Annotated in this window: 24 protein-coding genes, 1 tRNA gene and 1 pseudogene; 9 read left to right on the top strand and 17 right to left on the bottom strand. The window is 64.0% G+C overall.

The features are described 5' to 3' along the window. Positions 1–312 precede the first annotated feature (312 nt). From ABDJ38_RS01845 to ABDJ38_RS01825, 5 genes are all read right to left on the bottom strand, one after another. Positions 313–1,617 (bottom strand): hypothetical protein, encoded by a 1,305-nt coding sequence (locus tag ABDJ38_RS01845; protein WP_346783373.1) that lies wholly within the window; start codon positions 1,615–1,617, stop codon positions 313–315. Positions 1,618–1,706: 89 nt separating this feature from the next. Further along, positions 1,707–2,495, bottom strand: coding sequence for a LysR family transcriptional regulator (locus ABDJ38_RS01840; RefSeq protein ID WP_346783372.1), 789 nt, complete (start codon positions 2,493–2,495; stop codon positions 1,707–1,709). 48 nt (positions 2,496–2,543) lie between these two features. Then, positions 2,544–2,960 carry a Co2+/Mg2+ efflux protein ApaG gene (gene apaG, locus ABDJ38_RS01835; protein ID WP_346783371.1) on the bottom strand — a complete coding sequence of 139 codons (417 nt, stop codon included), beginning with the start codon at positions 2,958–2,960 and terminating at the stop codon, positions 2,544–2,546. A 71-nt stretch (positions 2,961–3,031) separates the two neighbouring features. Next, complete coding sequence (locus ABDJ38_RS01830; protein WP_346783370.1) at positions 3,032–4,384, bottom strand: PAS domain S-box protein; 1,353 nt, start codon at positions 4,382–4,384, stop codon at positions 3,032–3,034. 84 nt (positions 4,385–4,468) lie between these two features. Continuing rightward, positions 4,469–5,677 (bottom strand): trans-sulfuration enzyme family protein, encoded by a 1,209-nt coding sequence (locus ABDJ38_RS01825; protein WP_346783369.1) that lies wholly within the window; start codon positions 5,675–5,677, stop codon positions 4,469–4,471. 76 nt (positions 5,678–5,753) lie between these two features. Between ABDJ38_RS01825 and ABDJ38_RS01820 the strand changes: the two genes are divergently transcribed. Next, positions 5,754–7,037 (top strand): phospholipid carrier-dependent glycosyltransferase, encoded by a 1,284-nt coding sequence (locus ABDJ38_RS01820; protein WP_346783368.1) that lies wholly within the window; start codon positions 5,754–5,756, stop codon positions 7,035–7,037. 66 nt (positions 7,038–7,103) lie between these two features. Here ABDJ38_RS01820 and ABDJ38_RS01815 read toward each other — a convergent pair whose 3' ends face one another. The 3 genes from ABDJ38_RS01815 to recO form a co-directional block, all read right to left on the bottom strand. Then, positions 7,104–7,289, bottom strand: coding sequence for a PLD nuclease N-terminal domain-containing protein (locus tag ABDJ38_RS01815; RefSeq protein ID WP_346783367.1), 186 nt, complete (start codon positions 7,287–7,289; stop codon positions 7,104–7,106). A gap of 93 nt (positions 7,290–7,382) precedes the next feature. Continuing rightward, positions 7,383–8,438 (bottom strand): 3-isopropylmalate dehydrogenase, encoded by a 1,056-nt coding sequence (leuB, locus tag ABDJ38_RS01810; RefSeq protein ID WP_346783366.1) that lies wholly within the window; start codon positions 8,436–8,438, stop codon positions 7,383–7,385. After that, entirely contained in the window at positions 8,435–9,034 is a 600-nt protein-coding gene (gene recO / locus ABDJ38_RS01805) for a DNA repair protein RecO (protein ID WP_346783365.1), read from the bottom strand. Before recO ends, leuB begins: the two co-directional genes overlap by 4 nt. A gap of 241 nt (positions 9,035–9,275) precedes the next feature. On the opposite strand from recO, the gene ABDJ38_RS01800 reads away from it, so the two are divergent. Further along, entirely contained in the window at positions 9,276–10,172 is an 897-nt protein-coding gene (locus ABDJ38_RS01800; RefSeq protein WP_346783364.1) for a formylglycine-generating enzyme family protein, read from the top strand. 124 nt (positions 10,173–10,296) lie between these two features. On the opposite strand, the gene ABDJ38_RS01795 is transcribed toward ABDJ38_RS01800, so the two are convergent. The 3 genes from ABDJ38_RS01795 to ABDJ38_RS01785 form a co-directional block, all read right to left on the bottom strand. Further along, positions 10,297–10,542 carry an accessory factor UbiK family protein gene (locus tag ABDJ38_RS01795; RefSeq protein ID WP_346783907.1) on the bottom strand — a complete coding sequence of 82 codons (246 nt, stop codon included), beginning with the start codon at positions 10,540–10,542 and terminating at the stop codon, positions 10,297–10,299. Between the two features lie 47 nt (positions 10,543–10,589). After that, positions 10,590–11,144 (bottom strand): TspO/MBR family protein, encoded by a 555-nt coding sequence (locus ABDJ38_RS01790; protein ID WP_346783363.1) that lies wholly within the window; start codon positions 11,142–11,144, stop codon positions 10,590–10,592. An 87-nt stretch (positions 11,145–11,231) separates the two neighbouring features. After that, complete coding sequence (locus ABDJ38_RS01785) at positions 11,232–11,996, bottom strand: TlyA family RNA methyltransferase (protein ID WP_346783362.1); 765 nt, start codon at positions 11,994–11,996, stop codon at positions 11,232–11,234. A 112-nt stretch (positions 11,997–12,108) separates the two neighbouring features. Between ABDJ38_RS01785 and ABDJ38_RS01780 the strand changes: the two genes are divergently transcribed. From ABDJ38_RS01780 to ABDJ38_RS01770, 3 genes are all read left to right on the top strand, one after another. Beyond that, entirely contained in the window at positions 12,109–12,726 is a 618-nt protein-coding gene (locus ABDJ38_RS01780; RefSeq protein ID WP_346783361.1) for a hypothetical protein, read from the top strand. A gap of 666 nt (positions 12,727–13,392) precedes the next feature. Then, positions 13,393–14,493 carry a branched-chain amino acid aminotransferase gene (locus ABDJ38_RS01775; protein WP_346783360.1) on the top strand — a complete coding sequence of 367 codons (1,101 nt, stop codon included), beginning with the start codon at positions 13,393–13,395 and terminating at the stop codon, positions 14,491–14,493. A 5-nt stretch (positions 14,494–14,498) separates the two neighbouring features. Continuing rightward, positions 14,499–14,801: a DUF3817 domain-containing protein gene (locus tag ABDJ38_RS01770; protein ID WP_346783359.1), complete on the top strand. Its 303-nt coding sequence runs from the start codon at positions 14,499–14,501 to the stop codon at positions 14,799–14,801. A 114-nt stretch (positions 14,802–14,915) separates the two neighbouring features. Here the strand turns inward: ABDJ38_RS01770 and ABDJ38_RS01765 are convergent, their stop codons facing one another. From ABDJ38_RS01765 to ABDJ38_RS01750, 4 genes are all read right to left on the bottom strand, one after another. Continuing rightward, positions 14,916–16,565: a dipeptidyl-peptidase 3 family protein gene (locus ABDJ38_RS01765; protein ID WP_346783358.1), complete on the bottom strand. Its 1,650-nt coding sequence runs from the start codon at positions 16,563–16,565 to the stop codon at positions 14,916–14,918. A 95-nt stretch (positions 16,566–16,660) separates the two neighbouring features. Beyond that, positions 16,661–17,104 carry a carboxypeptidase-like regulatory domain-containing protein gene (locus ABDJ38_RS01760; protein ID WP_346783357.1) on the bottom strand — a complete coding sequence of 148 codons (444 nt, stop codon included), beginning with the start codon at positions 17,102–17,104 and terminating at the stop codon, positions 16,661–16,663. Positions 17,105–17,363: 259 nt separating this feature from the next. After that, complete coding sequence (locus tag ABDJ38_RS01755) at positions 17,364–18,959, bottom strand: GMC family oxidoreductase (RefSeq protein WP_346783356.1); 1,596 nt, start codon at positions 18,957–18,959, stop codon at positions 17,364–17,366. A 62-nt stretch (positions 18,960–19,021) separates the two neighbouring features. Then, positions 19,022–20,041, bottom strand: coding sequence for a DNA topoisomerase IB (locus ABDJ38_RS01750; RefSeq protein ID WP_346783355.1), 1,020 nt, complete (start codon positions 20,039–20,041; stop codon positions 19,022–19,024). 147 nt (positions 20,042–20,188) lie between these two features. Between ABDJ38_RS01750 and yghU the strand changes: the two genes are divergently transcribed. The 4 genes from yghU to ABDJ38_RS01730 all read left to right on the top strand — a co-directional run bounded on the left by yghU (position 20,189) and on the right by ABDJ38_RS01730 (position 22,254). Then, positions 20,189–21,058, top strand: a complete 870-nt coding sequence (gene yghU / locus ABDJ38_RS01745; RefSeq protein ID WP_346783354.1) for a glutathione-dependent disulfide-bond oxidoreductase — start codon at positions 20,189–20,191, stop codon at positions 21,056–21,058. A gap of 58 nt (positions 21,059–21,116) precedes the next feature. Further along, positions 21,117–21,191, top strand: a tRNA-Gln gene (locus ABDJ38_RS01740). Between the two features lie 232 nt (positions 21,192–21,423). Further along, positions 21,424–21,963 carry a tyrosine-type recombinase/integrase gene (locus ABDJ38_RS01735; protein WP_346783353.1) on the top strand — a complete coding sequence of 180 codons (540 nt, stop codon included), beginning with the start codon at positions 21,424–21,426 and terminating at the stop codon, positions 21,961–21,963. Between the two features lie 12 nt (positions 21,964–21,975). Then, a complete protein-coding gene (locus ABDJ38_RS01730) occupies positions 21,976–22,254 on the top strand; it encodes a hypothetical protein (protein ID WP_346783352.1) in 279 nt (92 codons plus the stop codon). A gap of 175 nt (positions 22,255–22,429) precedes the next feature. Here ABDJ38_RS01730 and ABDJ38_RS01725 read toward each other — a convergent pair whose 3' ends face one another. Next, positions 22,430–22,648, bottom strand: a complete 219-nt coding sequence (locus tag ABDJ38_RS01725) for a hypothetical protein (RefSeq protein ID WP_346783351.1) — start codon at positions 22,646–22,648, stop codon at positions 22,430–22,432. Further along, positions 22,542–22,943, bottom strand: a pseudogene (locus tag ABDJ38_RS01720) (terminase large subunit domain-containing protein); the annotation flags it as partial. The gene ABDJ38_RS01725 and the pseudogene ABDJ38_RS01720, both read right to left, overlap by 107 nt. Positions 22,944–23,753 lie beyond the last annotated feature (810 nt).

Here is a 23,753-nt window from a genome sequence, read left to right as displayed (position 1 = left end):
ATTATCAATGCCATTCTGTACATATTTTAAGATATGTACAGAATGAACTGCGCCCCTCCAAACCCGATCCCGGGCTAGCAGGCGACTGTGGCGCATCGACCAAATGCGTTCCGATGCTACGATCAGAGATCGACCAGTTGCAGTTCGAAGGCCTTCCGCATAACGGGCGCCAGCCTCGCGCGGCCGCCGCCGACGAGCTTCCCGATGCGGCAGCGGGCCGCCGGGCGCGCCGAACCGCCGCACGCAGGCAGCCGGGTGAACAACGCCTCTGGCGGTGGGCCCAAGCACGACGCCCGGGCCGTGCGTTGCGCCTCAGTCCTCGACAGCCAACGGGATGTGGCTCGCGCCGACTGCACTTTCGAGATAGTCCTCGTAATGCGCCTCAATCGGATCGAGCCCTTCGGTAACGGTGAGTACAAAGTCGCCCGCCGAATCGCCAAACCCGCTTACCTTGATCCGCAAGGCATCGAGCAGCTCAGCGCTATCCGCAATGGTCGAAAGATCGACCGGGATCATCGCGTTGAGATCGCCCGCGCCATCGTCGTCGGTCTGCACCACGGCGAAACCGAGCGGCGTGTCGAAGCCCAGCTCCAGATAGGGATCAAGCGGATTGGCGAAATCGGGATCGTCGCTCTCTGCCGCCATCATCCGCACGGTGACTTGACCAGCGCCGCCACGGATCGCGGCCAGTGCGCTATCGGAGAGCTGATAGAGGATCGAGGCCGGATCGAGGTCGCCGTTCTCGTAGCCTGCCCCCACGCGTCCGGTCGCCCTGTCGCCAATGGCCACCACCTGCAACGGCGCCTGAACAACCGGCTCGCGCCGCGGCCCAACGCGCAGGGTATAGCCACCGACGCTCTCACCAAGGCCCGTGGCGACGATGGTGTAGGTCTCATCGCTCGTCATGACGTAGCGCAGCAGTGCGTTGAGATCATTTCCGCCATCGTCGTTCTCGGCCACGGTCTGGCCGCTGGCGTCGCGCAGGGCGAGAAAGGGATCGAGCTCGTTGCCGATGTCGGTATCGGCCACCATCGCCACTTCGAGCAGCAGGCCTTCTTCGCCAGTGACGGTGAACAGGTGCTCTTCTCCGCCGAAGATCTGACCCTTTTCCTCGTCATTCCAGTTCACCTGGCGCGTGGCTTGCGGATCGTAACTGAGCGCGGTGAGCTTGAGATCGAAGGTCCGCGGGGAAACGAAGCCGCCATCACCCGACTCGACGATCTCGTCGCCGACAACCGCCTCCACGACCTCTTCCGCGGCCTCTTCGGCCGAGAAGGCGTTGACCTCGATGCGCAGGTGCATGTCCTCGCTGGCGGTGACCACGGCGCGTGAGTTAAGACCATCGCCGCCATCGTCGTTCTCCACGATCAGGTCGCCCGTGGTAGAATTGTAGATGCGCAGCACAGGGTCCATCTCGCTGGTCGAGATCACATCGACGCGCATCGCCTCTCCGGCCGGCAGCGACACTTCGAAAAGTACCGGATCGCCATTGTGAGCGCTGCTGAAAACGCGCGCATCGCTCTGTTCCTGATCGAGATTGCGCACCTCCTGCGCGGCCGCCGGAATTGCCATCGCCGCGCTGGCGAGCAGCGCCGCCATTACCAGTCCTGCACGCATCGTATTGTCTCCATCATTCGGCAAATTTCAGGGCCGCCTTAAGCTCGCGGCATCTTGCTGGCAATCAAAGCCCGCGCGCTGGCGCAGGTTCAGCTGGTAAGATGCTCGACCAGCGCGCGCACTTTCTTCTGGCGCCACTGCGGGCGCGGCGCGACCAACCAGAACGCGCGGCGACAGGCCTGCGCCTCGCCCTGTGCCAGCAACGCGCCGTTCGCCAGCGCCTCGGCCACCAGCGGCAGCGGCATCAGCGCCGAGCCCATACCAGCCAACGCCGCCGACAGCGCCTGGCCCGCATTGCCTGCCTGCAGCACCACGCGCGCATCGTCTGCCGGTTCGAAGCCCGGCCAGCTGATCCAGCCGTCCTGTGCATCGGGCGCCGACACCGCCACGCGTTCACCCGGAGCAAGCTGGATACCTTCCAGCTCGGCCGGCCCTTCGACCAGCCGCACGGCGAGATCGAGGTTGGCCTCGGTGAAATCTGCATGTTCATCGCTTGCGAGCGCGAAACGGATATCGGGATTGATCACGCGGAACGAGGCCAGCCGGGGTGCCAGCCACTGGGCGAAGAACTCGCGCGGGGCGGCAATGGCAAAGGTGGACGAGCCCTGCCCCGCCTGCATCGCCTCGACGCTTTCCTCGAACCGCAGGAAGCCTTCGCGCAAAGGTTCCAGGCCCGACTGCGCCTCCTCGGTCAGTTCGAGGCCCTTGCTGGTGCGGCGGAACAGCACCACGCCGAGCACGTCTTCCAGCGCGCGGATCTGCTGGCCGACGGCGGCGGGCGTCACCGCCAGCTCGTCAGCGGCGCGGGTGAAGCTGAGGTGCCGCGCGGCGGCATCGAATACGCGCAGGGCGTTCAGGGGCAGGTGCGTGCGTTTCATGGTCTTGGGCCTGCGACTTATGCCTAGCCGCGGGGTCCGGCAAGCCCTCTAGTGCGCACGCTCTGCGGGAGCTTCGAGTACGAAGTGGGGAATGGCCACCTCGAACAGCGAGCCATCGGCATGGGTGAAAGCATAGTGCCCCTCCATCGCGCCATGGCGCGTGCTCAGTTCGCAACCCGATACATAGTCATGCGTCTGCCCCGGGGCGAGGATCGGCGTTTCGCCGACCACCCCTTCGCCATCGACCACGTTGATCATCCCGTCCGCATCCGAAATGCGCCAATGGCGCGTGCGCAGCTGGATCGTTTCCTCGCGGTGGTTCTCCATCCGGATATGGTAGACCCAGAACCAGCGCCCGGCCTCGACCCGCGATTGCTCAGGCATGAAGCTGACCGCCACGCGCACGGTCACCCCGTGGGTCGTGGCTACCTGCTGGAACAGCGAATGGAGTGCATCATCGGTCATCGCGGCCGCAGCCTAACGGCTTTGCGGCAGGGAGCAAGGGCTTCGCAGCCGCTGCCCCCGCGCGCGGCGGCTCAGCCCTGCCCGGCGATAATCTCTGGCCCGCACGAAAGCTCCCAGCGCACGCCCTCGCGCGGATATTCCAGCATCACCGTAGCTGAAAGCGAACGCCGCGGTATATCGCTGATCAGGCTGGTGCCAAAGCCGGTACGTTGCGGAGTAGCCACGAGCGGCCCGCCCTCTTCATGCCAGAACATCGTGAACCCCTCGGCATCGGAGCCAGCCGCTTCGCGCTTGTCCCAGCCGATCGTGACCTTTCCTCCATCCAGCGACAGCGCACCGTGTTTGATCGAATTGGTCGCCAGTTCGTGTAATGCCATACCGATCACCTCGGCCGCGCGCGGTTTCAGCAGGATCGTCGGCCCCTCGATCATTAGCCCGCCCGGCGCCGCCTCGACAAAGCGCAACTGCTGCTGCACCAGCTCGAGCACCGGGACGTCGCGCCATTCGCGCCGCACGAGAATATCCTGGTTGACCGCCAGCGAGCGCACCCGATCCTCGAACCGCGCAACGAACCCGGCGTCGTCGGGCGCGGTGCGGCGGGCGAGCGCCTGGACGATTGCCAGCATGTTCTTCGAACGGTGGTTCACTTCCATCAGCAGCACGCGAATTTGCTCGGCCTGCTCGCGCTGTTCGGTGATGTCGGTGTTGGTGCCGAACCAGTATTGCACCTCGCCATTGTCGTCGCACACGGGCAGCGCACGCGACAGATACCAGCGATAATTGCCGTCCTTGCCGCGAAGCGGGAACGTGTCCTCCCAGCGCTCCTTCGTGGCAAAGCTCTCATGATAGCGGGCGATCACGCGGTCGACATGGTCGGGATGATGGACCGTGCGCCAGCCGAATCCCTGCATGGTTTCGAAGTCGGTCCCGGTGTAGTCGTACCAGCGTTTGTTGTACCAGAAGATGTTACCATCGGGGTTCGCCATCCAGGCGAGCTGGCTGATGTTATCGGCCATCATCCGGAAGCGCAGGTCGGCCTCGCGAATGCGGCGCTGGTTCTCCAGGTACGGCCCGGCATTGCGGGCGATCTTGCTCGCCCCCACGATGTTGCCATCGGCATCGCGCACAGGCGAAACGGTGGCGGAAATGTCCAGCAGCGTGCCGTCCTTGTGCCACCGCTTGGTAAGGAACTGCCCAACCACTTCGCCCTCACGGATGCGCGCGAGGATGTCGTCTTCCTCGTGCTGACGGTCTTCGGGCAGCAATCCGCGGGTCGTATTCCCGACCATTTCCGCCGCCGAATAGCCGAACAATCGCTCGGCCGCGGCATTCCAGCCGACGATCGTGCCATCGATAGCCTTGGCCACGATGGCATCACTGCAGGAATCAACGAGGCAGGCATAAAAGTCAGAATTTGTGGGCACTTTATCAGGCACTCTGCGCGGCAAACACGCACAGCATATGCGTGTTTCGCCAAGGCAGCACCACAAATTTGTATATGCGGACGATCAGATTCCCGCAGTATCGAAGGCCTGGCCCAGATCCTCGATCAGGTCGCGCGGGTCCTCAAGGCCGATGTTGATCCGTATCATGCCTTCGTCGACGCCCATATCTGCCCGGCCCTCCGGCCCCATGGAGTGATGCGTGGAACTGGCCGGGTGGCAGGCGAGAGACTTGGAATCTCCAATGTTGTTCGAGATATCGACCAGCTGCATCGCATCGAGCACGGCAAAGGCTTTCTCGCGCCCGCCTTCGACCACGAAACTGAAGATCGGCCCGAAGGCATCCATCTGCCGCGCCGCCAGCTCGTGCTGGCCAAAACTCGGCAAGCCGGGATAGAGCACCTTGACCCCGCGCTCCTCGACGAACTTCGCCACCTCCAGCGCGTTCTCGCTCTGCTTGAAGGCGCGCAGCGACAGCGTCTCCAGCCCCTTGAGCACCACCCAAGCGTTGAACGACGAGCAGACCGGGCCGGTGTTGCGCTGGAACGGCGAGAGCACCTCGTGGATGAACTCGTTCGAGCCACAAACCGCGCCCGCCAGCACCCGGCCCTGCCCGTCCATCAGCTTGGTAGCCGAATAGGCGACCAGGTCCGCCCCGAATTCGAGCGGACGCTGAAGCGCGCTGGTGGCAAAGGCATTGTCGACCAGCGTCATGATCCCATGCGCCTTCGCCAGCCCGCAGACGAACGTGAGGTCAACCACATCGAGCGTGGGGTTGGCCGGGGTCTCGAAGAAGAACACCTTGGTATTGGGCTGGATCGCGGCTTCCCAGGCGGCGTTGTCGCGCCCGTCGACAATCGTGTGGGTGATCCCGAAACGGGCCAGCACGTTCGACAGGATCCACCGGCACGAACCAAACGCCGCCTTGGCTGCGACCACGTGATCGCCCGCCGAAAGCTGGCACAGCAGGGCGGTGGTCATCGCCGCCATGCCCGAAGCCTGCACCTTGCAGGCCTCGGCCCCTTCCATCGCGGCGATCCGCTCTTCGAGCATCGCGATGGTGGGGTTCTGGAAGCGCGAATAGACCATGCCCTCGGCTTCGCCGGCAAAGCGGTCGGCCACTTCCTGCGCGCTGTCGTATGAATAACCGCTGTTGAGATAGAGCGCCTCGCTCGTCTCGCCGTGGTCGGAGCGCCAGGTGCCCGAACGCACGGCGCGGGTGGCGGGGCGCCAGGAACTGGTCTGGCTGCGATCTATTCCGGTGGTCTTTTTCATGATGCGCCGCCGTTTACGGACCTGCAGCGGATTTGCCAATTGCCCTTGGCCTCACGCCGACTTATTCGGCGAAGCGATGAGACCGCTGTTTGCCCCACCTCACCGCGCCAGCGATCCGATCTTGTGGCATGGCCTGATCGCCCTCGCGTTCCTCGTACTGGTGCTGATCCGCATAAAGATTCCCTCGGCGCCTTATTTCGACGAGGTCCACTACGTCCCAGCGGGCCGTCGCTTTCTCGAGCTGTCAAACGCGGTCAACCTCGAACACCCGCCGCTCGGCAAGGAGATGATCGCGCTGTCGATCTGGCTGTTCGGCGATAGCCCGTTCGGCTGGCGGGCGCTGGCGGCGTTGTTCGGCACGTTGGCGCTGTTCGCATCGATGCGCGCGATGTGGCTGACCGGCCGCGCGGGTACGGCCAGCGTCCTCACCGGACTGTTCGTTGGCACCAACTTCCTACTGTTCGTCCAGTCGCGCATCGCCATGCTCGATGTGTTCATGGTCTCGTTCCTGATGCTGGCGACATGGATGGTGGTCGGCGCATGGCGGCAGAACGAAACCGCGCGCTGGCGCCTCGCGATCGGGGGCGTAGCGATGGGCGCGGCGATGGCAGCCAAGTGGAACGCGGTGCCGTTGGCCGTGCTGCCGGGGCTGGCCTTCCTCGCCATCAGAATGCATGCGGCAGGCTGGCAGGTGGTTACAGCCACACGATATCCCCCGATCCGCGGCATGGCACTGTGGGAGGCGGCGCTGTGGCTCGGGGTGCTGCCGCTCGCAGTCTACTGGGCAAGCTTCCTGCCCTATGCCGCTTTCACCAGCCCGGGCGAAGCCGGCCAGGGGATCATTGCTTTACACCGGCATATGATTGAGTTGCAACAACAGATAGTTAAGCCCCACCCTTATCAAAGCGTCTGGTGGCAGTGGATCCCGAACATCCGCGCAATCTGGTATCTCTACGAGGTGATCGACGGGGCGCAGCGCGGCGTGATGCTGATCGGCAACCCGATAACGATGATCGCAGGCTTGCCCGCGCTGGCATGGTGCCTGTGGGCTGGAATCAAGGACAAGCGGCGCGAGTGCCTCGGCGTGGCGGTGCTATATCTCATCAGCATGGCGCTATGGGTGATCGCGCCCAAGCCGATACAGTTCTACTTCCACTATTTCCTGCCTTCGATCTTTCTTTCCGCGGCGCTGGCCCTGGCGGTCGAGCGTCTGTGGCAACGCGGCGATCGGCTGGTTGCCGGGGTAATCACGATCGGCGCGCTGTCCGCCTTTGCGTACTGGTATCCGGTGCTGACCGGCGCGCCGCTCCAAGACGACCAGGCGTTCCTGCTGTGGGCCTGGTTCGACGGCTGGCGCTAGCTCGAGAAAAAGGCCGACATCGCACGTGGCGATGCCGGCCTTTTTATTCAGATCAGGCTGTCAGGCTTACGCGATTGCGCGCGAACCCGACTTCGGGCCGAACAGAAACCAGGCGAGGAAGCCAAGGATCGGCAGCACGATGATACCGATGGTCCACAGCACCTTGCTGAGGGTTGAGGACGGGCTCGCAACAATGTTCACGATGGCCCAGATGTCGAGCAAAAGCACGACGATACCGAAAATAAACTCCATGGTCCGCTCCTGAGTTTGGTAGCCGCAAGTGTCAGCGGCGATTATGACTCAGAAACGGGCGAAGCACGGGTCCGGTTCCTCAGTAATATTACCTTAGAGCCGCTCGAGCACAGCGTCGCCCACTTCGGAGGTGCCCGCAGAGCCGCCAAGGTCTGCCCCGGTGATGCCGTCGGCCAACGCCCGCGACACCGCCTTTTCGACCCGCGCGGCCTGCTCTTCCAACCCGAGCGAATGGCGCAGCAGCATCGCCAGCGACAAGATCATCGCCATCGGATTGGCCTTGCCTTGCCCAGCGATATCGGGCGCGCTGCCGTGAATCGGCTCGTACAGGCCGAAGGTGCCCTTCCCGGTCTGCCGCTCGCCAAGCGCAGCGCTTGCCAGCAGGCCAATCGAACCGACGCACATGCTCGCCTGATCGGACAGGATATCGCCGAACAGGTTGCCGGTCACGATGACGTCGAACTGGCCGGGGTTGCGCACCAGCTGCATCGCGGCGTTGTCGACGTACATGTGGCTCAGTTCGACATCGGGATATTCGGCGGCGACCTCGATCACCACGTCGCGCCAGAGCTGGCTGGTTTCGAGCACATTGGCCTTGTCGACACTGCACAGGCGGCCTTTCCGACCCTGCGCGGCGCGGAAGGCGACATGGGCGATGCGGCGCACCTCATCCTCGGCATAGGACATGAAGTCGAAGCCCTGACGCCGCCCGTCTTCGAGCACGCGCTGGGCCTTCTCGCCGAAGTAAACGTCGCCGTTCAGCTCGCGCACGATCAGCAGGTCGATGGCGGAGGCCACTTCGGGCTTGAGCGCGCTCATGTGTTCAAGGCCCTTGAACATCGTGGCCGGGCGCAGGTTGGCAAACAGGCCGAGCGCGGAACGCAGGCCGAGGATCGCCTGCTCGGGCCGCAGGTGGCGTTCGAGGTTGTCGCAATCGGGATCGCCCACCGCGCCGAACAGCACCGCATCGCTGGTGCGCGCAAGGTCGAGCGTTTCGGGCGGGAGCGGGTGGCCGTGCTTCTTGTAGGCCGTGCCGCCGACATCGGCGATGGCGGTCTCGATGCCGAGGTCGAGCGCGGCCAGAACGCGCAGCGCCTGGGCCATGATTTCGGGGCCAATACCGTCACCGGGCAAGCAAGCGATCATCATTGTATTCTTTCCAGCAAGTCTCTGAGGCGTGAGCGCGCGGCCATAACATCGCCGCGCGTGCCCGCAAGCAGGTAGTGCCCGATCGGTTCGCCGAGCGCGTCCATCGCCGCCAGCACCGCGCCCATGTCGCCCTCGGGCCGCGCGACCCGCCCGCCATAGCCCAGCTCGCGCATTAGCAAGGCTTCGTAGCCGACGAGCGCCGAAGCCCAGCCGCGCGCCGAGGGGGCATGGCAGATGGCGTCAAGCAGGGCCTCCAGCGCGGCATGGAGCGAAGGGTACGGATGGCGCTCGGGCAAGGCGCAGGCGGTGAGCGCGGTGGCCCAGGCAATGGCGGCAGCGGCCAGCGGCTCCGCCAGCCACGGCCCCCGGCTGGCAAGCAGTTCGAGCCGGGCAAAAGGCAGCTGGCTTTCCGACCGCGCAGAAATCTCGGCCGCGACGAGGTTTCCCGGCAGCACGACGGGCCGCAACTGCCGCCCACGCCCGCCCGCGACATAGGCCGCGACAAGGCCGTGCTCCTCGGTCAGCAGCCGCGCAATCACGGCAGTCTCACCATGGGCACGGGCGGCAACGAGGATAGCGGAGGCGCGCAGTTTCATGGCGGGTGGTGTTAGTCCTGCGCTCCCTACGCGCAAGAGGCGGGCCCGTGGGCTTCGACAGGCTCAGCCTGAGCGGGTGGCGGCGTGCTGGTACGCGAAACACTTGTCCGTAAGTACGTGGGTGCCTCGTTCAACTCATCGGAAAACTCCCCGAAAAATGCTGAATTGACCCGGCGCGCGCTAGGCTTGACCGCATCACAAGCTCGCAGGTCGAAGATTGATGTGCAGTAGAAATAGCCGCATGCTACACGAGCGCTCACTCATGTCAGTTTCAGGTTCGATTCAAAACGGGATGATTCGCTGCTTTGCTGTCGCGAGCGGCATAATGTCGGTTGTTTTTGGCTCGGCGGCTGCAAAAGACAGTGGTTCGGAAGCGCGAGAGACGCCTGCTGCCGTTGCGGCTCCAGCATGTGAAGGGTGCCCTGAATTCGTCGCCGTGCCTGCGCCGCCGGACAGTCTTCGGGCAATCGTAGCCGTGGCGAAATACGAGTTGACCTGGAACGAGTATCTTGCCGCAGTCGATGATGGGGCTTGCACAGTCCAGAACCCCAGTCGGCCACCATTTTTCCGCAGTAGGCCTGACGAGATCAATCCCCATCTCGAGTGGTTTCGGATTGATTGGCCGATCACGATCCTCGACCCTGTCGACGTGCATTGTTACCTTGACTGGCTGAGCGACCGTATCGGAGTTCCGGCGGTTATCCCGACCAAGCAGGAATGGCGCTGGTTCGCGTCGGCAGGTCGGTCAGATTGGCGATACCCGTGGGGCAATGACCCCGGCGCTGGTCATGAAATGTTGGCCAACACTATCGACGATCGCGTTGTTAGGCTTCCTTGGCCTGGCCAGCGTGAGGCGCGCTATGTGGATCCGTATCTCGTTGCCTTCAAGGTCGGGCAAGGTGAGCCTAATCCTTGGGGGCTGCACGACTTGCTTGGCAATGCGCTGGAACTGACGACCACCATAATGCCCCCGAGGGGGGAGTGCCTTTCAGTAGCGCTGGCTGGGGTATCCTATTCGGACCCAGACTGGGCCGAAGAAGGGCTTGATGCGAATTTTAGCTCTTTCATCTGTGAGGGGCAATATTCAGCTGCCCCGGCAGTACGGCTAGTTTTGATCGGGGAAAATGCCGGTGAGTGATATGGCTGAAAGGAAAGGACAAAGATAAGTGATGAACTAATTTTTCTAGCCGCCGAGAGATAAAGAGACTGACTCTGCAACCTAGAAGAGGCCGCATGGCGCAGCCTGATAACTTCCCCAACGACTACAAAAGCTTAGCCTCAAGCGCCGCGATCCGCGCAGCCAGCGCCTCGTTTTCTTCGCGTGCCTTTGCAGCCATGTCCTTCACCGCGTCGAACTCCTCGCGGCTGACGAAATCGAGCCCACCGAGCGATTCCTTCATCTTTTCGCGCGCATTGTCACGCGCCTCGCGGCTCATCCCCGCGAGCGTGCCCGCAGCGGAATTGGCGAGTTTGACGAAGTCGGCGATGATCGGGTTCTGACTCTGCATGGCCACTAAATGATCGCTGCGCGCGCTTTTCGCAAGATGCTGCGTGGCTACATTTCGATCCGCTGCACCGCGCTGCCCTGGTCGAGCTCTCCCGCGTTGGGGTTCAGCTGCAGGAACTGGAGGTTCAGCACCGTGGCAAACAGGATCCACGCCAGATAGGGCAAGAGCAGCAGCCCCGCCCAGCGCCGCACCTTGAGGAACAGGTAGATCGTCACCACCACGGCCACATCGAGCAGCACGATCACCACCAGCGCCCCGGCAATATTGTGCCACAGGAAGAACATCGGCGACCACAGCAGGTTGAGGCACAGCTGCACCACGAAGGCGATGATCGCCCCGTTCCGGAAGCGCGATCCGAAGGCGGAGCACACACCGGCAGCGGCCAGCCCCATCAGCGCATAAAGGATCGACCAGACGATGCCGAAAGCGGCCGGTGGCGGATAGATGCCGGGCTTGGTGAGCTGCGTGAACCACGGGTTTCCATCGCCGCTTCCCGCCAACTGGCCCGACATGAATCCCAGCAGCAAAACCGCTGGGACAAGAAACAGTGACCAGCGCATGAGACTGGCGCGCAACTGTGCCGGGCTGGCAAGACGATTCATCGTTCCCCCGTTTGCGATTCGGACGGATAGTCCGTGTAGGGTTGTGCCGCGTGTATCAGCCGCCCGCAACCCGCCGTTTGAGCCAGTTTAGTCGGAATCGGAGCCTTTCGTGCCATCCCGGTACGCATTGACGAGAAATTCGACATTGCCCTCGGTGCCGGTGATCGGGCTCGGCGCGAGGCCTTCGATCGTCCAGCCGGTGCCTTCGAGCCAGTCGCAGACCTCGCGGCAGACCCGATCGTGCAGTGCCGCATCGCGCACGATCCCGCCTTTGCCGACCTCGCTGCGCGCGACCTCGAACTGCGGCTTGATGAGCGCCACCAGCCGACATTGCGGCGCCGCCAGCGCCAAAGGCACCTCCAGCACCTTGGCAAGGCCGATAAAGCTCGCATCGCAGACCACCCAGCTGCACGGCCGATCGATCTGCGCAGCGGTCAGCTCGCGCGCGTTGGTCTGTTCGAGCAGGGTGATGCGCGCGTCCTGCCGCAGCTTCCAGTCGAGCTGGTTGGTGCCGACATCGACCGCGAACACATGCTCGGCCCCGTGATGCAGCAGCACCTGCGTAAAGCCGCCTGTCGAGGATCCGATGTCCATCGCCACCGCGCCGCTCGGGTCGAGCCCGAAATGCTTGATCGCGTGGTCGAGCTTGATTCCCCCGCGCCCCACCCACGGGTGATCCTTGCCCTTCACGCTGATCGCGGTGTCGACGGGCACTTGCTGGCCTGGCTTGTCGATCCGGCTATCGCCGCCCTTGTCGTCCACCCGGAACACCAGCCCGGCCATGACCAGCGCGGCGGCGCGGGTGCGGCTTTCGGCCAGCCCCCGCTCCACCAGCAACTGATCGATCCTCATGCGAGATGTCTTGCGCTCGGCCATGCGGGCAGCGATAGGAGGCACCGCGCGCGCTTGCCAAGAGCCAAGCTGCGCGCGGACGATAATAATCCTGCGTCCGGAGAAGCGCTGCATGACCGAAAGACCGACCCGCTCCCTTGCTGGCAAGACCGCCCGCCGCCTTGCACTGGGCGGCGCGGGGCTGGCCGCGCTTGCGGCTCTCGGCCTCAGCCTTGGCGGCTGCACCACCAGCACGCCAGAGCCGGTAGCAGCGCCTGCCCCGGCTCCGCCCCCACCTCCGGCTCCCGCGCCGCAGCCGCAGCCCACCGCTGCGCCGACGCAGGCTGTCACCCCGGCCTACGACAACTGGATGGACGCGCCGCAGACACCGGGCGACTGGTCATTCCGGCTGATTTCGACCGGCGCTTTGGCGCAGTTCGGCAGTGATCCGGCCAATCCGCTGTTCGGGCTGGAATGCGTGAAGGCGACGGGGCAGGTGCTGCTCCACGTGCCGAGGGCGAGCGGCGGAGCGCTGCTGCTCCGCACCGAGAGCATGGATCGCACGCTCGAACCGGCAAGCCTGCCGGGCGGTCCGAGCTATGCCCGCTACGTAGTCTCGGCGCGCGATCCGCTGCTTGACGCGATGGCCTTTTCGAAGGGCCGCTTCGCCGCGCTGGTGAGCGGTGGCCCCGCATACTACCTGCCCGCCTGGCCCGAGGTCACGCGGGTGGTGGAAGAGTGTCGGCGGTAGTTTATACGCAGCCCCCGTACGGGGCTGCGTCCTCGGCGCTGTTACCTCCGCCCTGGCGGACTGCGGCCGGCGGTCGCCCTTGCGGCCCTTTGGGCCGTCGCAGCACTGTCTATTCGGGAGCGCGGATCTATCCAGACGCAAGCTGGCTACGGACAGACCAGCCACTATCACAAAACCGTCAAATAAGCGGCCTTTGGACAGGCGCATTATTCTGACTGTGAAAAAGATAAATTCAAGGCTTGTCTTGCGTTGCAGCACGATTCACAAAGGACTCAAGGCCAGCGGTTATCGCGGTCTTCGCCCCCGGTGAAACGGTTTTGGGTGTTGGCTTAATAGCGCGAAAGGAGGTGATCCGATGTCTCATGGTTCAGCAGGGAGGTCGGCGAGTTTCCGCACAGGGCACTATCGGGTTTAAACACCACGGTAGAGGCTTTGTAGGCGGCACTTCCGGCCGCTGACCATGCGAAGGGCTGTTTCGGCTGAGGTCGAAGCAGCCCTTCTCATTTTGGGCAGCAAAACCCGCAACCCACAGCACCCTTCAAATTCCTCCGACAACAGGCTAGACAATGCGCTGACATAAGCGATTTTGACGGAAAATTTCCTCTTGCCTTGCATCGACGTAATTTTCTGTCATTAGCAACCCTTCCACAGCAAGGACCACATAGCATGGCGACCCTCGCCGAAAACCCGATTGCCTTCGAGACCCTGGCCCACCCGGCCCCCACGCCCGCCGATCTGCGCGAAGCGCGCATCGCCGAGCCGGGGTTCGGCACGGTGTTTACCGATCACATGGTCTCGATCGACTGGGACGAGGTTCACGGCTGGCACAACGCCAAGGTCGGCCCGCTGGAGGCGATCCCGCTGCACCCGGCCTCAAGCGTGCTGCACTATGCGCAAGAGATCTTCGAGGGCCTCAAGGCCTATCGCCTCGACGACGGCAGCATGGCGCTGTTCCGCCCTGAAGAGAACGCGCGCCGGTTCAACGCCTCGGCGCACCGGCTCGCCATGCCCGAGCTGCCCGAAGAAACCTTCGTGGAGGCCGTGCGCCTCGCGGTCGAGGCCGACAAGGACTGGTTCCCTCCGGTCGACGGCGGCTCGCTCTATATCCGGCCTTTCATGTTTGCCACCGAGCACTTCCTCGGCGTGCGTCCGGCCAAGAACTACAAGTTCCTCGTGATCTGCTCGCCGGCGGGCAACTATTTCAAGTCGGGCGCTCCGGCGGTCTCCGTCTGGGTGTCGGACTATACCCGCGCCGCGCCGGGCGGAACGGGCGCGGCCAAGTGCGGCGGCAACTATGCCGCCAGCCTCGTCCCCACCAAGGAGGCCTTCGCACTCCACCACGACCAGACCGTGTTCCTCGACGCCGCCGAGCACAAGTGGATCGAGGAACTGGGCGGCATGAACCTGTTTTTCGTGTTCGACGACGGCTCGATGATCACTCCGCCGCTATCGGGCACGATCCTTCCCGGCATCACCCGCGACAGCCTGATCACGCTCGCCCGCGAAGAGGGGCTGGCCGTGCGTGAGGAACGCTATTCGATCGACCAGTGGCAGGCCGATGCGGCCTCGGGCCATCTCGTCGAGACCTTCGCCTGCGGCACCGCTGCCGTCGTCACCCCCGTCGGCACCGTGGCCGGGCGCGAACACAACTTCACCATCGGCACCGGCGGGCCCGGCCAGCTGACCGGACGGCTCAAGCAGCGGCTGGTCGATATCCAGCGCGGCCAGGCCCCCGATCCGCACGGCTGGGTCATGAAGCTGGATTGACTGCCATGAAGATGCTGCAAGCCTTCCGCATGGTTGCGTTCATCGAAGGGATCACCACGATCCTGCTGTTCCTTGTCGCCATGCCACTGAAATACGGGCTCGGCTACGATGCGCTGATCCGGCCTTTCGGCATGGCGCATGGTGTGGCCTGGCTCGCCTATCTTGCGGCCATGGCGGTGTGCCTGCCCGGCAAGGGGTTCACCATTGCCGAGTGGCTGCGCACCTTCGTTTTCGCGCTGTTCCCGACCGGCACCTTCCTCAACGACCCGCTGATCGCGCGCCGTCAGGAACAGCTCTCCCGCGCCTGATCTACCTTGCTCCCCTCCCCCTGGGGAGGGGCTGGGGGATGGCTGGCGCGGAACCCTCATCCCAACCCTTCCTCAAGGGGAAGGGCTTTGCGAGTCGATGCTACGTCATCCCGCTCAGATCGAGCGCGGGTAAATCGGGCGGATATCGACCGGGATCTCGTCCATCCCCGCGATCACGCGTTCGGCGTGTTCGTCGAGGTGGGCATATTTGGCGAAGAAGGCCTTGGTGCCCTCGTAATCGCCCTTGGCCTGAAGCATCAGCTCTTCGGCCAACAGGTCGCGCAGCCCGGTTTCGAGCTTCGGCATGTCGATGGTATAGTGGCCTGCGTCCTCGTCCCAGGCGAAGGCGCCTTGCTCAAGCAGGTAGCCATATTGCGCCGCCGCGCCCTTGCCGTGGGCCTCTTCGATGCCGAACCGCATCGAACGGAACAGCCCGGCGAAGTAGGTCGCGAGAAGCTCCTCCTTCTCCGCCTCGGGCAGCTCGCCAAGCTCCATCATGTACAGCAGGTTGTACATGCCCATGACGTCGGCCTTGCTTTCCTCCAGCGCCGAATACTGCTCTTTCAGCTCGGCGTTGACAGTGGTCTCGCGGCCATCGACCGTGATCGAGCCCGGTCCGAGCGAGTGGCTCAGCTCGTGGAACAGCGTGAACAGCGTCATGTACTTGCGGCTGACGAGCGCGGCCTGCTCGCCCGACAGCACCACATCGGCGATGGGATCGAGAATCCGGTCGAACTTTGCGCCGAGCACATTGGCAAGGATCACCTTCTTCGCACCCTTGGCCTCGCGCACGCGCTCGTCGTTGGGGAGGTTGAAGGCGATGGTCTGCACGCCGGGCACGTTGTCGCCCCCGCCCTGCACCTGATCGGCGACGGAGATCGGGCTTTCGAACCCGCGGGTGAAGTTCTTGTACTCGTCGGCAATCGGGAGGTTGCCCTCCATATCGCGCAGATAGCCGACATAGCGGCGTAGCGCGGCGCTCTCTTCTGGATTGCGCAAAGTCACGAAGCTTTCGAACGCGGTCTTGGTGCCGTAGAGCCGGTCGGTGTAGACCTCGTAAGGCCCGATGGCGACTTCGATGGGGGTGTCCTCAAGGTCCATCCAGGCCATTTCGCTTTCGAAATAGTCATCCGATTCAAAGCTGTCGGCGCGAAGGCTGAGGAACTTCTTCAAGCTGGGATTGGTGGTGATCGCGGCCGCCTCGCGCAGCAGTTGGGCGGCGGGCTTCAGCCACTCGGCATATTCGACCGAATAGGGAACGGCGATAAAGCCATCACCCTCGCGCTTCACCACTGTGTAAGGACTGAGCAGTTCGTCCTTCTGGTCGGGGTGCGCTTCCAGATAGGCGTCGAACTCCTCGCGGGTGAGGTCTGCGGGATAGAAGCCCGCTCCTTCGGGCCACTCGGCATCGCCATAGAAGGGTTTGTTGTCCGCCACCGAGTCCCACGGGCCGAAATTGCGGTCAAACATCTCGAGCGTATCTGCGTCGCCTGAAGCTTCGATCTCGGCGCGTAAAGCAGGCAGGTCAGCCCCACGCTGGCGCAGATAGATTTCGCTCATCAACGCGCTCGCTTCGATGAGCTTGTTGACGACCTGCCGCTCCTCCTCGGTCAGGTAGGAGGTATCGACGTCCATCTCGACCGTGGCGATCGAATCGCGGCTCGCCAGCATCGAGTACCCACCAGCGTCGACCGGCTCCCCCCCGGAGGAACAGGCGGCGAGAGCTAAGGTGAGCGGCAGGAACGACTTGGCGAGACGACGCATAAGGCAGGCATCCATGTGGCAACAATTGAAACTTGTTGCCTGCCTAGGACGCTTGGCGGCGCGAGTCCATCGCGCTCACGGCGTGCGGGAAAGGCTCAGGCTTCGCGGTCGTTCCAGCGCCAGTCGGCCCGCTCGCCGCGCACCGCATCGACCATCTGATCGGCCAGACGCAGCGTTTCGCCAAGGTCGACATCGGCTTGGGGCTGAACCGGAGCGAGGATGGCCGACAGAGCGCCAGCCGAAACGAGGAACACGTCGCGCCGGGTCACACCCTCGGCAGCGACATCGGCAAAGGCGCGCTGCACGTCGCCATTTGCCTTACGAACGGCAATGCTCGCCTCGCCCGCCGCGACATCAGCGAAGGCATAGCGGCCCTCAGAATCGGTCTGCGTCGTGCGCTCACTATCGCCAAGCGACACCGCCACGCCTGCCACCGGCAGGCCGCGCGCGTCGATCACGCTGCCCGACAGCTCGCCGGCAAAGGCGGCAGTGGGAGCGGCGGCAAGAACGGCAGCAAAGAGGCAGAGACAAAAGCGCATAGAACAGATCCAATTGGCACGGGACGATTCGCCCGCATCGCATGGCCGTTGCTCAAGCCGACTATGATGACACCTTTATTGCACTCGATGACTTTTTCGCGTCGCCCGTGGGGCCGTGCGGTGACCTGGACTCTGATGACATTATCCTGATCCACCTTGCTCCCCTCCCCTTGGGGAGGGGCTGGGGGTGGGGGCTCGACGCTGGCTGGCGTGGGCCCCCCATCCCAACCCTTCCCCGAGGGGAAGGGCTTTTCCCGCCCTAGGCGAGCGCGCGCAGGATCAGGTCGCTGGCGCGTTCACCGATCATGATCGAGGTGGCATTGGTGTTGCCCTGCGGGATTGTCGGCATGATCGAGGCATCGGCCACGAACAGCCCCTCGACCCCGATCACCGAGCAATCCGGCCCGACCACGGCCTGCGGATCGTCCACGGCGCCCATCTTCGCGGTGCCGACCGGGTGATACATCGGGATCGTCGCAAGGCCGAGATAGGCCGACAGGCCCGCCGCATCGGCAAAGTCCGGCCCCGGCCTCACTTCGCTGGTGACGAGCCCCGCGATGGCAGCCTGATCCATCACCTTGCGCGCGACTTCCAGCCCCTCGACCAGCTGCGCACGGTCGTCATCATTGCCGAGCAGCTGGTGCGTGATCACTGGCGGCGCATCGGCGTCGTTGGCGGCGAGCGTAATGCTCCCACGCGAAGCCGGACGCATCAGGCCCACCAGCGTGGTGACCGCACTGCCCTCGCGCAAGGCGAGGTTACCGTCGGGCGTGATGTCGAAGGCAAAGGCCGAGAAGGCGAGCTGGATGTTCGGCGCGGACAGCTCTTCGCGCGTTTTCACGAAGGCTTGCGCATGGCCGATCCCGGTGGTGAGCGCACCGCTGCGCTTTGCAAGGAACCCGAGCACAGATTTCGCCCCGCCAACACCGCGCGCATCGTTGTTCAGCGTATGGGCGGAAACCTCGTTGACGAGGTGAACCGCAGGGTGTTCCTGCAGGTTCTGCCCTACCCCCGGTCGGTCGGCGATCACGTCGATGCCATGGTCAGCGAGATGCGCGCCCGGCCCCACGCCCGACAGCATCAGCAGGCGCGGCGTGTTGAGCGCGCCTGCCGAAAGCACCACGCCCTCGCGCGCTTCGAGCACTTGCTCTTCGCCCATGCAGCGGATCGTCACGCCGGTGGCGCGCTTGCCGGTGAAGTTCACGCGCAGCACCTGCGCCTCGGTGCGGACATCGAGCGTCCTGGGCCGGTTCTTCAGATAACCCGTGGTCGGCGAGCGCAAGCCGTTGCGCTGCGATAGCTGGATATAGTCGACGCCTTCGCTCTGTTCGCCGTTCAGGTCGCTCGACCGCGGATAGCCCGCCTCCTCGACCGCCGCGATCCATCTGTCGGTGACCGGATAGCGCGAGCGCACCTCCGATACACTGATCGGGCCGCCAGTGCCGCGCCATGGGTCCTTGCCGCGCTCGTTATCTTCGAGCCGCTTGAAGAACGGCAGAACACTCTCATAGTCCCAGCCCTTGGCGCCCAGTTCGGCCCAATGGTCGTAATCCCAGGCCGCGCCGCGGATGAACATCATCCCGTTGATCGCGCTGCCGCCGCCGAGCCGCTTGCCCGCCGGCCAGACATCGGGCCTGCCGCCCACGCTCGGGTCGGGTTCGGCCTTGTACATCCAGTCGAAGTTCGGCGTGTGGACGATCCCGCTCATCAGCGCCGGCACCTTCGAGCGCACATCGAACTTGCCGCTGCCCGCCTCGATCAGCGTGACGCGTTTGCCCGCTTCGGCCAGTCGCACCGCCAGCGGCAGGCCCGCAGAGCCGCCGCCAACAACGATAATGTCTGTCTCTCTGGTCATCGTAACTCCCGTTACGATTGCAATGCCGCATGTGGCCCTGTGCGGCAAGGGTCAGTGAGGGGTCAGGCCGCCCGCGCGAGCAATTCCTCCGCCGCCGGGGCACCCTCGAGCAGAGCGATCAGCGCCCGTTCCTCACGCGTCAGCCAGCGCGTGGTGCGCGGCATCTCCAGCGTTGCGCGCCATTCCTCCTGCCGCTCGACAAGGTCGATCACGGCGGGATGGATATAGCTCTTGCGGGTGACGGCTGGCGTGTTGCCGAGATGCTCGGCCACTTCGCCAATCACGGCCTTGATCGGCAGCACCTCCTTGGCATGGGCAAGCAGCGCCAAACCTTTCACGCTCGCATGGAAGGTACGGAAGTGCTTGGCGGTGAAGCCCTCCCCCATGGTCTCGCGCAGATAGGCGTTCACGCAGGCCGAAGTCACCTCATGGCAGGTGCCATCGGGATCGCGCCACTGGAACAGCCGCTGGCCTGGCAGATCGTGCAAGCGGCGCACGAAGATCGCCAGCGCGCGGTCACTCAAGACCACCTCGCGATCCTTGCCCGACTTGCCGCGAAAGGCGAGCTTGATCCGGGCCCCGCGCACCTCGGCATGGCGGCGTTCGAGCGTGGTCGCGCCGAAGCTCTTGTTGGTGCGGGCATAGGCCGCATTGCCGATCCGTAATGCGCCAAGATCAAGCAGCCGCACCACGCTGGCAATCGCGCGCTCGCGGCCAAAGCCCCGCTGCGTGAGATCTTCCTCAACCCGCTTGCGCAGTTTCGGCAATGCAAGGCCGAACGCGTGGCAGGCACCGAACTTCTCGGCCTCGCGCCAGCTGCGAAAGTCGGGGTGATAGCGATATTGCTTGCGTCCGCGCGCATCCATGCCGGTTGCGAGCAGATGGCCGTTGGGCATAGGGCAGAACCACGCCGAGTTATAGGCTGGCGGCAAGGCAATGGCGTTGAGCCGTCCGCGCTCTGTCCGGTCGGCGATCAGCGCGCCAAGGGGGTCGTAATAGGCCCAGCCCCGGCCCGCACGGCGGCGCGTGATGCCGGGCATAGTGTCATCGACATGGATGAGGCGGGAAGGCTTGGTGGCCATGATAAAGGCTCAAACCCTCTTGCTGGCTCGCCGGTTCCCGCCGCTGAAAGCCCAACCCGCAGCTGCGCCAAGAAATGCTTTGCTTGCAGCAGACGCAGCGGCAGACCATCTACCCGGACAATACCTGACCCTGTGGGAGACCAGCCGATGTCCGATACCTATACCCCGCCCGAAGTATGGACCACCGACGCCGAAAACGGCGGCAAGTTTTCAGGCATCAACCGCCCCACCGCCGGCGCGCGCGAGGAAAAGGAGCTGCCGGTCGGCAAACATCCGTTCCAACTCTATTCGCTCGGCACGCCCAACGGGGTGAAGGCCACGATCATGTTCGAGGAGCTGCTCGAAGCGGGCCATCCAGAAGCCGAATACGACGCCTGGATGATCAAGATTTTCGAGGGCGACCAGTTCGGTTCGGGCTTTGTCGACATCAACCCCAATTCGAAGATCCCCGCCCTGGTGGATCGCACGGGCGTGGAACCGGTGCGCGTGTTCGAGAGCGGCTCGATCCTCGTCCACCTGGCCGAGAAGTATGACTTCCTGCTGCCCGCTGCGGGCCGTGGGCGGACCGAGGTTTTCAACTGGCTGATGTGGCAGATGGGCAGCGCGCCCTTCATCGGCGGCGGTTTCGGCCACTTCTACGTCTATGCGCCCGAGCGCTACAAATATCCAATCGACCGCTATGCGATGGAAACCAAGCGCCTCTTCTCGGTGGCCGACAACCAGCTGGGCGAGACCGAATATCTCGCCGGTTCCGAATACTCGATTGCCGATATCGCCGCCTACACCTGGCTCGGCAACCTCTACCACGGCGCCTATAACGGGGCGGACAAGTTCCTCCAGCTGCACGAGTTCGAAAACGTCGGCCGTTGGGTGAAGGCGATCGACGCACGCCCCGGTGTGATCCGCGGGCGACTGGTCAACACGCAGGCGATGCCCGAGCGCCATTCGGCAGCGGATTTCGACAAGGTGGAAGATCGCAGCCTGTTCGAACCGGTACGCAAACGCGCCGACGTCTGACCTGTGACTTGCGTGCGCGGAAGGGGCCGCTATATGGCACCCCTTCCGCGAGCGCTGCTGGGGCGTCGCCAAGTGGTAAGGCAGCGGCTTTTGGTGCCGCCATTCGCAGGTTCGAATCCTGCCGCCCCAGCCAAATCCGGTTTCACGCAGTCTCGCGAAGCCCCGCCCCCCTTTCTCAAAAGCGCAGAAATCCCTAGGATTCGTCTCGCAAGGCCACATTGCGCAACAGGAAAGCGCACTCGTCGCGGGGGCCTTCCTGGGGGCCTTTTGTGACTGCAAACTGTCTGACCGAGCGAGCCTGTCAAACTGCGAAGCCAGACGTCAAAGAGCGTCGACTATTCGATGGACTCGGCCTCTAACTAGCCGTGACGCCGTCGGGCTCCAAGATTTGGCGGTGGAAATATCGCGTGGGCGGCCGCGAAAAGAAACTGACGCTTGGCCCCTATCCCTTACTCTCGATGAAGGCGGCACGCGAAGCGCGCGACGCCGCGCGAATGCAGATGAACGCCGGCACGGATCCGGGAGCGGTGAAGCGCGAAGCCAAGCGCAAGGCGCGGATCGGCGAGAGCTTCAAAGAGATCGCCTGCAGCTGGCATGCCGGCAAAAAGGCGAAGCTCACGCCTCGCTATGCCAAACACATACTGTCGCGACTCGAGGCTAACATCTTCCCGCAGTTCGGATCGCTGCCGATCAAGGACATCACGCCGCCGATGGTGCTCGAAGCCATCCGGCGGATCGAGGCGCGCGGGGCGAACACCATGGCGCACGAAGTGCGCGGCCATGTCTCGGAAGTCCTTGTCTGGGCGATTGCCTCCGGTCTGGCCGAAACCGACCCGGCAGCGATCATACGCAAGGCCCTGTCACCCGCAGGTGGCGGGCGTCGCTCAGCGGTCCTTTCGATCTAGGAAGCGCGTGGGGTGATCGCGGCGATCGATGCCCGCACTGGCTCGCGAGCGCTGGCGACTACCAAGCTGGCCTCTCGCCTCTTGGCGCTGACAGCCGTGCGGCCGGGTGTCCTTCGCCTGGCCGAGAAGACAGAGTTCGAGGATCTCGACGGCGAGAACCCGCTCTGGCGCATCCCCGCCGCGAAGATGAAGCTTCTGGCCGAGCGCAAGGCGAACCCGGCGTTCGACTTCATCGTGCCGCTGTCGAAGCAAGCGGTGGCAATGGCACTGCCGTGGTGCGCGCTCGCCTGAAGCAGCTGCGACAGCTGGCGCGGATTGACCGGCGGTTCGTACCAGCGCCCGTTCCACCAGCACTCCACGTATCCAAGCAGCTCGCGCCGATCCATTACCGAGGCGACATCGTCCAGCGCGAAGGCGGTCACCCACGGCTTCGAAGCCCCCTCCCTCGCATCCTGGCTCAAGTCCGTCATCGGTTAACCTCCACGCTGGATTTGCGGACGCCGCTGCCATCGGTGTCGTCCATCGGTTCACAAAACAGCGCGTGCAGCAGCGCCCAGGCGAGATCGCCGTGGCCGGTTTCAGCGCTGCGACGCGCGACATAGGTGAGCTGGCGCTGGCTCTTGGTGAGCTGCGGGTGGATCGTAGCCGATCCACACCTCGCCATCGCCGAACGGGCGCAGGGCATAGGGGTGGAAGTCCTTCCACACCTCCCACGCATCGATCATGCAGGGCTTCACCAGCGAGAGCGGGAAGCTCGACTGGCTGTCGTCGATGAAGTCGCACAGGAACAGGTTCTCGAACCGCTCGACCGAATATTCGCGCTGCAGCTCCTCGATGTCGAACAGGTCGCAACCGCCCGCTTCGGCATCGTAGTTCGTGACGATCTGGCGCCAGATGCCATCATCGCCGAGCGCGCCAGCTCTCAGCGCGCCGTGCGAGATATCGATCTTCGCGCGCTGGTCCTTGGCCCGGCCCTTGTTGAACTCCTCACCGCTCCACTTCCCATAGGCGTCGTGCGCGAGTGTGCTGGGCGTTGAGAATTAGGTTAGAGCAGATCGATGCCATCCGGGCCGCGAGCGACCGGATCGGCGAGCTGCTCGATGAGATCGGCGCCCGGTCAATGCCTGCCTCACCGAAAAGGGCGCTTACGACAAGACGGCGACTGCGGCGAGGGTCGATGACGTAGCGCGCGGCGTCGAGCACAAAATCGCCCTCGGGCTCTTCGCCGAGCCACCTGAGGGGAATACGGCGGCCGAATCTGAGGGACTAAAGCTGGGCCGATAGCGATCGTTCCGCTTTTGCTCGATCCCGTTGATCGGGTGCCCGCTTCCGATGGACCCGAAACGGCGGTCAGCCGGTCCTGCGGGTTCATGGTCTTGGCCGTGCCGAGCATCGAGTACATGTTGCCGGCTTGCTCGCAGCCGCTGCATGACCCGAGGTGATCCGCTTGGTCGTGATAATGTACGTCCGCTTGCCATTGTTACAATTATTATCAGCGTCAGTGAGCTGCCCTGCAAGCGCTCACCCCAGTTACGGAGGCGGCGCGATTCAAGCTGTTGGTGAGGCCGGCAGCGCTGCCATTAAGCACGGCCACGTGCTTACTTGTTCATGGGCGTCAATGCCAACTGAACAACGCTTTCACCGAAAGCGGTGGCTCCCTTACGCTCTCTGGCGAGGATAAGGAGCGTCGGCTCGCCCGTCCCGTGAGCGTCAAGGTCGGCTAGCAGGATGCGCTCACCGAACGCACGATTGCGTCTGAACATGAACGCGCCTGTGCCAGAATACCTCAC

This window comes from Aurantiacibacter flavus (assembly GCF_039710615.1).
Classification (GTDB): domain Bacteria; phylum Pseudomonadota; class Alphaproteobacteria; order Sphingomonadales; family Sphingomonadaceae; genus Alteraurantiacibacter; species Alteraurantiacibacter flavus.
The sequence above is the reverse complement of the archived record's forward strand: the minus strand, read 5'-3'. Positions and strand labels throughout refer to the sequence as shown.